Source organism: Actimicrobium sp. CCI2.3, from assembly GCF_035019065.1.
In the GTDB taxonomy this organism is placed as follows: domain Bacteria; phylum Pseudomonadota; class Gammaproteobacteria; order Burkholderiales; family Burkholderiaceae_D; genus Actimicrobium.
In genome coordinates, this window is sequence record NZ_JASJWR010000030.1 from 55150 (window position 1) to 63680 (window position 8531).

An 8531-nucleotide genomic window follows, 5' to 3' on the forward strand; every position below is an offset into this window, starting at 1 on the left:
CCAACATTACCCCAAGGGTTCGGGGCATCGAACGTCAACATTACAGCAAGGGTTCATGCCATCGAACGGCAAGGTTACGGCAAGGGTATGCAGTAGCTTGACGGCCTGGAACAGTAAGGTTCAATCTAAAGTAGGATGAAATAGAATCAATTTCGCCAGCATCGAAAATCAAACCGAATGGCACAGATCGGGCCGTCAATGATGGACGGACGGCATAGGCGGGTAAAAAGTCTGCGACTGCTGGCGCGCAGGACCGTCTCGCTCCTTCAGTTAAACGCTAACCCACAAAACGCCTCGCGTGCGCGCGCGAGACCGGCAGAATTAGCCAAGGCTAGCTAGCCAAGAAAACCGCCATTTATTGCGTCAGCTTCGAACGCTACAACTGAACTACGGCACGGGGAGGTTACGGGTAGGAGTTGCGCCGTCGAATTAATCAAACAGCGTGGCGAGGCTGTGAGTCATTGCATGGGGCAGGTTTCAAACAACACCATGTAGCCGCAAGCGGGTAGGCGGGTAAAAACTCAAAACCTTGTTAAAGCGGGTACCGTGTATGCCTCTTTGCGCACACAACCGCGTAATGAAACTATTTTTCAAGATGGCTGAAACGATAGGACGAAGCCGACCCGATGACGGCGCGACATTGCACCCAGGCCGGGGGGAGTGGAAAACTCTAAACGGCTCGGCTCCTGACCGTCATCGAACCTATTTTTTTTCGTCCTCAAAATTCATGTTTTTCGATGCCGATCAGATTCATAAGGGATCAACCAGTCATCACGTAAGCAACGCTGACTTATCCGGTATTATCCTGTCTTGCTGCGTGTCAAATAAGAGACACATTCAATTTTGTTGGTATTTTTGTTGGTACTTTTTTTTATTTGATTCTTAGAACCCAGCATCTATGCGGGTTTCAAGCGTGAATGGGGTTCCGGCTCCCGCACCAAACGTATTCGAGTAGATCCAAGCGACATCAAGCAAATTGAACAGTCAGTTAATCGTATAAATTTTATATACAGTTACCTGCCTGTTTTTTTTCGCCTGCTGCTTTTGTAATTTCATCCCTGGAGCCACGATGCCGGTATCACTCGATCAGTTGCTGGTCATTGGAATTTCTTCTCGTGCATTGTTCGACCTTGAAGTCGAAGAAGCGCTGTTTCAGCAGCACGGACTTGAAGCCTACCGCCAGCATCAGATCGATCATGAAGATCAAATCCTGCAACTCGGCGCTGGTTTCGCACTGGTGCGGGCTCTGTTGAAACTCAACGTACTGACGCACAACAAGCGCTTCGTCGAAGTGGTCATCATGTCGCGTAATTCGTCGGAAACCTCGATGCGTATTTTTAATTCGATTACGTACCATGACCTCGACATCACGCGCGCGGTTTTGTCAGGTGGCGCACCACTGGCTCCTTACCTGCACGCCTTCAATGTCAGCCTGTTCCTGTCGCTGCATGAAGACGATGTGCAAGCCGCTGTTGACAGTGGCGTGGCTGCTGCCCTGCTCTATCAGAAACCTGAGAATGTATTGGAGGAACTGGATCAGATCCGAATAGCCTTCGATGGCGATGCCGTGATCTTCTCGGATGAGTCAGAACGCATTTACCAGACGCAAGGTATCGAAGCATTTGAACGGCACGAACGTGAGAACGCACTGAAGCCATTACCCGAAGGACCCTTTGCGCGTTTGCTCAAGGCGCTGTCATTTATCCAGAATAATTTCAAGGCGGCGGATGGGCGCGCGCGTCCGATTCGTACTGCCTTGGTGACAGCGCGTTCGTCCCCTGCGCATGAACGCGTGATTCGTACATTGCGCGCTTGGGACGTGACGATAGACGAAACATTTTTCATGGGGGGCGTGGCGAAGTCAGATGTGCTGGCCGCATTTCGTCCGCATATGTTTTTTGATGATCAGCCGGGCCATTGCGATCGGGCATCGACCATCGTGCCGACTGGCCGTGTGCCGCTGAAGCTGCTGTAACTGTCATCGCATACGGATCGGTCGGGCAAAAAAAAAGCCGGCAGCTAAATTGGCTGCCGGCTTTTTTTAGTACCGTTCTTAGCGTTCTGCGATCGCGTCGACCACACACAGTGCCGTCATGTTGACGATACGGCGCACCGTCGCCGATGGCGTCAGGATATGCACGGCCCTGGCACAACCAAGCAGGATGGGACCGATCGCCACGCCATTACCAGCGGCAACCTTGAGCAGGTTGTAGGCGATGTTGGCTGAATCCATGTTTGGCATGACCAGCAGATTGGCATCTCCCTTGAGCGGTGAATCCGGCATCATCTTGTTGCGCAACTTGCTGTCGAGTGCAGCATCGCCGTGCATTTCACCATCGACCTCAAGATCGGGCGCATCGCGCTGGATGATCGCCAGTGCCGCACGCATTTTCTTGGCCGACTCGGAGTTGCTAGAGCCGAAACTGGAGTGCGAGAGTAATGCCGCGCGTGGATACAGCCCGAATCGACGCATCTCTTCCGCTGCCATGATGGTGATTTCAGCCAACTGTTCCGCAGTTGGATTTTCATTCACATGCGTGTCGACCAATACCAATTGACGATCCGGCAAAATCAGGCCGTTCATCGCGGCATACACATTGACACCCTCGCGCTTGCCCAGTACCTGATCGATGTAATGCAAGTGCAAGGCCGTTGTGCCGAAGGTGCCGCAGATCATGCCATCCGCGTGATTTTTGTGAATCATCATCGCGCCGATTAGCGTGTGGCGACGACGCATCTCGAGCTTGGCCCATTGCTCCGTCCCACCCTGGCGCCGCGTGATAGCAAGATATGACTGCCAGAAGTCACGATAACGCTCGTCATGGTCCGGGTTGATCACCTCGAAATCGACATCTGGCTTGAGACGCAGTCCAAATTTGGCGATCCGCTGCATCAGTACCGCAGGCCGACCGACCAGAATTGGCTTGGCCAGTCGTTCGTCGACGATTACCTGCACTGCGCGCAGGACCCGCTCCTCTTCGCCTTCTGGGTAGATGATGCGTTTGAGTTCGTCTGGTGCGTTCTTGGCCAACTGGAACAGTGGCTTCATGAAGGTACCGCTGTGATAGACAAACTGCTGCAGACGATCAACGTATGCCTGCATGTCCGTGATCGGACGCGCAGCCACACCTGAATCAGCAGCAGCCTTGGCCACGGCCGGTGCGATCTTCATCATCAGACGCGGATCAAATGGCTTAGGAATCAGGTATTCACGACCAAAGCTCAGATTCTCGATGCCATAGGTGCTGGCAACGATATCGGACTGTTCAGCCTGCGCCAGTTCGGCGATTGCATGAACCGACGCGATTTCCATTTCGCGCGTAATCGTGGTGGCACCGCAATCAAGCGCACCACGGAAAATATACGGGAAACACAAGACGTTATTGACCTGGTTAGGGTAGTCCGAACGACCAGTCGCGATAATGGCATCCCCGCGGACCGCCATGACTTCCTCTGGCAAAATTTCCGGCGTCGGATTAGCTAATGCGAATACCAACGGGTTCGCTGCCATGCCCTTGACCATATCCTGTTTCAGGACGCCACCGGCAGATAAGCCCAGGAAAATGTCTGCACCGGGCATGACGTCAGCCAGCGACCGCGCGTCGGTAACTTGCGCAAAGCGGTCCTTATCGGGGTCCATCAGTTCGACGCGGCCCTGGTACACCACGCCGGCCAGATCGGTCACATAAATATTCTTGATCGGAAATCCAAGGTCAACGATCAGGTCCAGACAAGCCAGTGCAGCAGCACCGGCTCCGCTGACGACCAATTTGCACTCCTTGATGTCCTTGCCGACGACTTTCAAGCCGTTCAATATTGCGGCACCTACGATGATCGCCGTGCCATGCTGATCATCATGGAACACTGGAATTTTCATCCGGTCGCGCAACTTGCGTTCAATATAAAAGCACTCCGGGGCCTTGATATCTTCCAGATTGATGCCGCCAAATGTTGGCTCCAGCGACGCAATGATGTCGCACAATTTATCCGGATCAAGTTCATTGATCTCAATATCGAAGACATCGATACCGGCGAATTTTTTAAACAGTACGCCTTTGCCCTCCATGACCGGCTTGGAGGCGAGTGGACCAATATTTCCCAGGCCAAGCACCGCGGTACCGTTGGTAATGACAGCAACCAGATTACCGCGTGCGGTGTAGCGAAATGCATTGGCCGGGTCGGCAACGATTTCTTCGCAGGCCGCAGCGACACCAGGCGAATACGCCAGGGCAAGGTCGCGCTGATTGGTCAGTTGTTTCGTGGGGGTGACGCTGATTTTGCCGGGAGTGGGAAACTCGTGGTACTCGAGAGCAGCCTGACGTAGTTGCTGGCGAATTTCTTCCTTCTTCTCGATCATCGAATCCATCTCTGCAGCCTTCCTGTTGAGTTTCATAACGTGGTCTTGAATTTTAGCAGAGGCGACAGTGCGTTCTTATACGTATTTGTACCATTGCTGATCTTTTCAAATCATTACCTCGTATGCAAATAGCCGGAAAGCACCTCATGAAGCCAGTTACCGACGACTCTTTATCGATCTGATGGTTATCAAATTGCTGCCGTCGGAACTGCTCAATCATGGTGTTAATGGGGCGAACACGATCGGGCACAAGTTATGTATCGAGATTATTTTGTGTCAGGCAACTTCTCGCAGAGGGCGACAATTGACTCGATTGTGATAGCAGGGAGGAGCGGACTACGACTCGAACATACGGGGCGACAAATCAACCTTAGGAAGCGCGTTATCAACAGTGCTTGTCGTGTCAAAAGAAACCGTACAGGATATTTGCTTTGCTAATTATTGCCGATAACGCAGTAAAAGCACCTTCTGCTTTTCTTTCTTCATATCTTTTGTCGTAACAGCCTTGTTGTCATCTGTCTGCACAAAAGTACGTTGAGGCACATTGGGCATCATGTCGTTCGACGCAACCACCTCGCTGACTTGCGCGCGCTTGAGTGCCCTCAGAACGGTTGCGGGTGCCGGCCCCCTAACCGTGGAAGCATTGACGGAAGGCGATACTTTCGACTCTGGCTGTTGCAAGGAGGATTCAACAAACGAACCAGATGCCGCTGGTGTTGTAATGCGTTTGTCCTGTTGCGGCGGAAGCGGCAATTGTGGCGTGTTTTTTAGATCGCGTTCTGCTTGCAATACCTCCCGTGCACGCTCGTCGATTGCGGACTGTCGATTCGCTTGTATGCCGGTCATCCCGGAAATCCTTGGCGTGATCAGGAAAAGTCGCTCGCGATTACTCACACTGTCGGAGTTATTCTGAAAAAGGCCGCCAAGAACCGGAAGGTCGCCCAAAACTGGAATTTTTTGATGATTTTTTGTCTTCGCCTCCGAATGATATCCACCAATCAGCAAAGTATGTTCTGGTTCAACGATCGCCTGTGTCGTGATCGTCGATCGGGTCACATTTGTACTGCTGGCAGCTTCAACAGAAAAAGCACCATCTTCTATATTGATATCGAGCCGGACTCGGGTTAGTGATCCTTCCCGGACGATTCGTGGAGTGACTTTCAGCATTGTGCCGACATTCACGTTTGCGAGATCAACAACGCGTTCTCCGACCAAAGGCAAATAGCGACTCTGGCTTAAGTCAAGAACAGCGGCAATGTTTTCTAGCGTTGAAATAGTGGGCTTGGCCAGCACTCGAGCATCACCTTTATTTTCCATTGCAGTCAATCTCGCATAAAAATTTGCTGCATTTTTAATTAATAGCGTCGATCCTGATACGGGTAATGTCATGCCTTTTGAGTCGGTGGAAGTGCCATTAAATGTCGCACCGATACTACCTAAGTTAAATCCCCATTCTGCGCCAAGTTGATTAAGCTGGGTACGATCGATATCGACGATCAATGCTTCAATTTCAATTTGTTGAGGCTCGATGTCTAGCTCGGAAATCAATGCCTGATACATCGCACGCTTGTCACCACTGTCATAAATGATGATCGCATTGAGCGACTGATCAGCATCAATACGAACGCCCTGCGTCTTTGGACGAGTCGAACGTCTTGGGTCGTCACCGTCGCCATCTTCGTTACGGAAATCCTTATTGTTATCACGACTACTGCCAAGCAGAGCCTGACTCGACTCGCCTGTTCTGGAGGTAGTCAGTACTTTCGCACTGCCGCGCCCCAATTTTCCTTGCCTCGAACGCTTATCGCTACTGACAGAAATATCTTCAGAGGAAATTAAACTACGTGCATCTGAGGAATTCAGCAGCCCCGACAGGATAGTTTTAACGCCTGGAATTACGTTATCAGCTTGCCCGCGAGTACTAATCGTTCTGTCAGTAGCACTGGCATATTTCAACCGGAACACCATCAACTGCTTTTCCACGATGACATTTTTTTTGCTTTCACCAGCAGGCAATAATGTTTCGCGAACTAATTCAACATATTTTCTAGGACCGCTTACCAGCACTATTCCTTCGTCGGGCATTTCGCCCCATCCAAAACGGGTATCGAACAATCCCAGACCAATTAATGCAGCCTTCGAGTTCATTACGGCATCTTCACCGACCTCGATGCGCATGGACGTGACATCGCTGGAACCGACAACGTATAAAGTATCGTTATAGACAAACCACCGAAATTCATACTTTGCACCTAATCGATTTAAAAATTCAGAACCATTACCAGCTTGAAATCTGCCATGAAGTGAAGTGCCCATTGGCATTGAACTTTGAAGTTTCACACCATAGGTTGTACTAAATTCCTGTAGAACATCTGACAAGGTCATTCCACTCGCATTAATACCAAAACCAGTATCCTTCCAGCTCACCGGCACAGCGGCATTTGCTCCCGTCAAAACACACAAGAAAAAAGATATGACAAAACAAATAACCAGACGAATTCTAGCGTAATGCGCGATTCTGAAACCTGGGATCGAACGCGTTACGCTAAGCATAAACTGTCCTATTCGTGCCGTAGGTATGGAATAAATTCGGTGAATGAGTGTCACTAACTGACATCATTTAGCGGCCAAGCAAACTCCGGATACGTTGCTCTTCCCGCAATGGAAAAGAATTATGTGGTGTTGAAGTCTTATTTATTAATAGTTCAGGGAAATAACGATCTCGTTGATTCAATATTTTTTCTAACGCTGGTTCCGCTTCACACCATGACTTAACCGAAGGCAACCATTGCGATAGCAATAATCTTCCGTCGCCGTCATCAATTCCAAGACCCGCATCAAACAAAAGTGTCATTGCAAAGCCTGACTCTAGAAAACTTGACATAGAAGAAGATGAGTATTTATTTGAAAGCTCGGTACTTAAGGCGGCGCCTTCAGGGAATATCTGCAGACAGACGGCTACATCGTCAAACAATACGGTTTCATTTAGAGGTAATTTTGCCAGAATTTCATCTATGCCACGATCTTCCATGATTTCACTTCGCTTCATTCATTACAGTTTTTTTCCCTTTTTCATACAATTTTAAGTAAGCCTCCGTTGCCTGTTGCGTTACTAGACGTTTTTGGAAAGATTTTAAAAATTCAGCTGGATCGGGATCTTCTCCACGCATATTTCTCGCCATGTAATCGTTAATTTTATCGTTCTCGTGATCGTAACGTGCATCCAACCGTGCAAATACCGGATTGAGTTCAGCTGCCGACATATAGCCTCCTTAAGGTAATTTTTACGTGATCCTTGTTCATGAGTAGCACCTGGAGATTTTTAGTTCAATTTGACTAACAATTTTATGAAGTTGGATAGCCTGCGGTATGGACCTCAGTTACCTGACGCCCCATCAATTTCAACCCATTCACGTTAAGCCTTGTCATGCAGGGCCGGGTAACCGGTTCACATTTGACCTCGATGCATTCGATGGATAACTACTACGTCTCCAAACTGATCCCGCTGATGCGCGAAGCCGGTGTGGCGGCGATTGCCAATTCGTTGATCAACATTACCCTGCAAGGTCGCCATGACAGTTATCCGAAGCGTCGTGGGATGACCCGTGTACCGGAGTTAATGGCGGCCGGTATTGTTGTCGCATTCGGGCATGATTGCGTGATGGACCCGTGGTATCCGCTCGGCAGTGCTGACATGCTGGAGGTTGCGCAAATGGGATTGCATGTCGCACAGATGACCGGCCAGGACGCGATGCGCAACTGTTTCGATGCTGTCACGACTGCACCGGCCACCATCCTCGGACTGGATGGCTACGGTATTGCCATCGGATGCAAGGCGGATATGGTGTTGTTGCAGGCCCGCGATAAGGTTGACGCGATTCGATTACGTGCAACCCGTCTGGTGGTCATCCGTGCAGGCAAAATGATATCGCGTACTCCGGCGGCGACGGCGATGCTGGATCTGCCAGGCAGGCCGGCGGAGGTAGATTGGATTGTGCGCAATTAGATTGCACAGTTCGTCGCGAAGAATTTTCCTTCGTTTTTTTCTGCCCAATGCAAAAAGGCCCTTCTTTCGAAGGGCCCTCATGTTTGCTGCATGTAACTTAGCCTGACGATGACCTACTTTCACACGTGTTGACGCACTATCATCGGCGCAACGTCGTTTCACGGTCCT

Annotated in this window: 5 protein-coding genes and 1 pseudogene; 2 read left to right on the forward strand and 4 right to left on the reverse strand. The window is 50.3% G+C overall.

The window, feature by feature from the left end; translation table 11 throughout:
- The first annotated feature begins 1069 nt into the window (after positions 1 to 1069).
- Complete coding sequence (locus QN370_RS16210; protein WP_322128641.1) at positions 1070 to 1975, forward strand: 5'-nucleotidase; 906 nt, start codon at positions 1070 to 1072, stop codon at positions 1973 to 1975.
- A gap of 78 nt (positions 1976 to 2053) precedes the next feature.
- Here QN370_RS16210 and QN370_RS16215 read toward each other — a convergent pair whose 3' ends face one another.
- From QN370_RS16215 to QN370_RS16230, 4 genes are all read right to left on the reverse strand, one after another.
- Entirely contained in the window at positions 2054 to 4366 is a 2313-nt protein-coding gene (locus tag QN370_RS16215) for an NADP-dependent malic enzyme (RefSeq protein ID WP_322129192.1), read from the reverse strand.
- A gap of 429 nt (positions 4367 to 4795) precedes the next feature.
- On the reverse strand, positions 4796 to 6910 hold the full coding sequence (gene sctC / locus QN370_RS16220) for a type III secretion system outer membrane ring subunit SctC (RefSeq protein WP_322128642.1): 2115 nt from the start codon (positions 6908 to 6910) through the stop codon (positions 4796 to 4798).
- Between the two features lie 67 nt (positions 6911 to 6977).
- Positions 6978 to 7388, reverse strand: coding sequence for a hypothetical protein (locus QN370_RS16225; protein WP_322128643.1), 411 nt, complete (start codon positions 7386 to 7388; stop codon positions 6978 to 6980).
- A 4-nt stretch (positions 7389 to 7392) separates the two neighbouring features.
- Complete coding sequence (locus tag QN370_RS16230) at positions 7393 to 7620, reverse strand: hypothetical protein (RefSeq protein ID WP_322128644.1); 228 nt, start codon at positions 7618 to 7620, stop codon at positions 7393 to 7395.
- A gap of 158 nt (positions 7621 to 7778) precedes the next feature.
- Here QN370_RS16230 and QN370_RS16235 point away from each other — a divergent pair.
- Positions 7779 to 8363, forward strand: a pseudogene (locus QN370_RS16235) (amidohydrolase family protein); the annotation flags it as partial.
- Positions 8364 to 8531 lie beyond the last annotated feature (168 nt).

Bases quoted from the DNA above. Each gene is read 5' to 3' on its own strand.
- QN370_RS16210 (WP_322128641.1), top strand. From the start codon at position 1,070: ATGCCGGTATCACTCGATCAGTTGCTGGTCATTGGAATTTCTTCTCGT.
- QN370_RS16215 (WP_322129192.1), bottom strand. From the start codon at position 4,366: ATGGATTCGATGATCGAGAAGAAGGAAGAAATTCGCCAGCAACTACGT.
- sctC (WP_322128642.1), bottom strand. From the start codon at position 6,910: ATGCTTAGCGTAACGCGTTCGATCCCAGGTTTCAGAATCGCGCATTAC.
- QN370_RS16225 (WP_322128643.1), bottom strand. From the start codon at position 7,388: ATGGAAGATCGTGGCATAGATGAAATTCTGGCAAAATTACCTCTAAAT.
- QN370_RS16230 (WP_322128644.1), bottom strand. From the start codon at position 7,620: ATGTCGGCAGCTGAACTCAATCCGGTATTTGCACGGTTGGATGCACGT.